The organism is Fulvivirga aurantia (assembly GCF_009711475.1).
In the GTDB taxonomy this organism is placed as follows: domain Bacteria; phylum Bacteroidota; class Bacteroidia; order Cytophagales; family Cyclobacteriaceae; genus Fulvivirga; species Fulvivirga aurantia.
Genome location: NZ_SMMD01000442.1, coordinates 1 through 2801, shown reverse-complemented (window position 1 = coordinate 2801; position 2801 = coordinate 1). Strand labels below are relative to the sequence as shown.

General features: G+C 37.1%; 2 protein-coding genes. Both read right to left on the bottom strand.

Features of this window, described 5'->3' with window-relative positions; all coding sequences use genetic code 11:
- A partial coding sequence (locus E1176_RS02815; protein WP_155209062.1) for a hypothetical protein occupies positions 1-1058 on the bottom strand: 1058 nt, incomplete at its 3' end.
- The coding region (gene asnB / locus E1176_RS02810) for an asparagine synthase (glutamine-hydrolyzing) (protein ID WP_155209061.1) at positions 1013-2801 on the bottom strand (1789 nt) is incomplete at its 5' end. The genes asnB and E1176_RS02815, both read right to left, overlap by 46 nt.

Below are 2801 nucleotides of genomic sequence, written 5' to 3'. Positions count from 1 at the left end.
GTATTATTGGATTTATCAATCGCCATGTCTTCCCAATCAAAGTTGCTGGCAAAAATGACTTTTTTCATATTTTCAATCTTACCCGATAAATTCATACGGAATAAGTAGGTGCCATTTCCACTATCATTATGCATGTAAAGGTTTGATTGGGTGTCGAAGGCCATTCCGGAATTTTCATCTAAAGAGGATGGTAATTTTGAAATTTTAAACAGGAGGCTTTTCTTCTCTTTATTTACAGAGTTATTAACAGGAACTTCACTCAGCGATTTCGATAGCATCCATGTAAAAATATTTGGTCTATCTAATTTATTGGAGAGTGAATATGCCTGTTGCCACGAGTTATGATAGGTGTTTTCGTATGATGTGAATATCATTTCAGTGCTTAAGTTCTTTTTGCATTTTTCTGCAGCGTCAAAGACTGATTTGCCTCCATCGAAGGGGACTAAATCATCTTTCATGCCATGAAATGCCCAAACAGGTATGTCTCTAATGCCGATATTACATGCTTTAGTTTCATTACCCCATGAAGCAATAGGCACGATAGCAGCCAATTTATTCGGAGAGTTGAATTGACTGTAGGCATACGACCATGTGCCATTACCTCCCATACTCAGCCCTGTTAGGTAAACTCTGCTATGATCAATAGGGTAGTTATTCAACGCAAAATTCATAACAATATCAACAGAGGAAGGAGCCCAAAAAGACGCTGGTCTATCAAGTTGAGGTGCTATGATTATAAATTCTCCGCCCACCTTTTCTGGAGTAAAATCACCATTTTTCACGTGTCTCAATGGTCCCCATGTAAGTACCTTTTCAGAAGACGCTAATGTAGAGTCTCCTCTTTCTCCGCGACCGTGTAGAAAAACAATAAGTGGATATTTTTTTGAGGGATCGTAATTTTCAGGCAACGATTCCCAATATTTGAAGTTTAAGCTATCATTGGTTTTAAATTCCAGCGATTGCCCTGAAATATTACCGTAAACGAATAAGAAAGCGATATAAATCCAGTGCCTTATAGCCACTTTTCTTTCCACATTTGAAACATTAGTATATTCCATAACTTCTGATGGTTAACTTGCTTTCCACTCATATAGTCGTTTCGGAGACTCAGTATTTCTGGTGTAAAGATGCCATCCTGCTTGAGTTTGTTTTCGTCAAGATACTCATAGTAGTAATCTTTCAGCTTATCTTTAAACCAAACTGTTAATGGTGCCAGGAAAGGTTTTTTAGGTCTTTCCATTATTTCTTTAGGTACATACCTATGCACAATTGTTTTGAGGATGCTTTTATTTTCTCCATTCCTGATTTTATATTCAGACGGAAGTCGACTGGCAAACTCTAATATATTATGATCTAAAATTGGTTCTCTACCCTCAAGGCCGACAGCCATTGTTGCTCGGTCGACTTTTGTGAGATTATTGTCCAATAAAAACGTCTTGTAGTCGATTGCGAGTAATTTATTCAAGGCATCATTATCCTCATTTAGCTTGCCCGAAATATCAAAATAAGTATTTCTATCTACGAAATTATTTTGTAGAAAGCTACTGGCTTCAGCTTGAGTTATAAATTGAGAAATTATTTTCATGGCCACACCAGGATCCTGATGTTTCCATATTTCCTTCATTTTGTTGTAGCGTGTAGTAAAGTTGTAGGTCTTATTTAAAACAGGTACTTTTTCTGATGGGATCATGCTCATTGCACTACTCATCATAGATTGCAAAAAGCCCGGATATTTTGTGAAATTAATCGCTCTGTTAAACTTGTCATAGCCTGCGAAAATTTCATCACCGGCATCACCTGATAGTGCAACTTTCACTTGCGATTTAGCCAGCTGACTTACGAGGTAAGTTGGTACTACAGAATTATCAGCAAATGGTTCATCGTAAATGAAAGGTAATTTTTCTAAGATATCAGCTGTGTCTTCAGCTGTACAGTACTTTTCAGTGTGATCTGTGCCAATATAATTGGCTACCTTTTGAGCTTCATCCGCTTCGTTAAATTCGCTTTCGGCATATCCGATGGTGAAGGTCTTAATCTTTGACTTACTCTGGCTTTGTAAAATAGCTGCCACCGCTGTACTATCATACCCACCACTTAAAAACAAACCAACAGGTACATCGGCCACCATTCTATATGAAAAAGCTTTTTTAAGTAACTTTTCGGTTTCATCAACCGCCTCATCGTATGAAATGTCTAGCTTAGGTTGGTTGTAACAATCGACTACATCCCAATATTTTTGTTTATCTACATCCTTAGTTTTTAGATTAATTTTAAGAAAATGCCCAGGCTCTAACTTCGAGGTGTGCTTAAAGATGCAGTAAGGTGTAGGTATATAATTATATTGAAGAAATAGCGCTAAGCTATCGTGATCCATTTCTTTTGTAAATGATCGGTGTTTATGAAAACTTTTAATTTCTGATGCAAATAGAATTACACCATTGCGATTGTAAAAGTAGAGCGGTTTTACTCCGGCACGATCTCTAAAAATTAAAACCTCTTGTTTGTCTTTATCATACAAGGCAAAGGCAAACATTCCTACAAATTTATCTGCTGCCTTTTCTCCCCATTTGTCAAAAGCCTTAAGTATAACTTCTGTATCTGAGCTTGAATTAAATTCATAGCCTGCTTCTCTTAACTCACCCTGTATCTCGCTGTAGTTATAAATTTCGCCATTGAATATAACAGTCTTTGATTTAAATGACATTGGCTGATGTCCGGAGGCACTTAAATCTATGATCGATAATCTGCGGTGACCCAGACCTACAGTGGCAAAATCAGTTGTCTCATGAACATAGCCACTA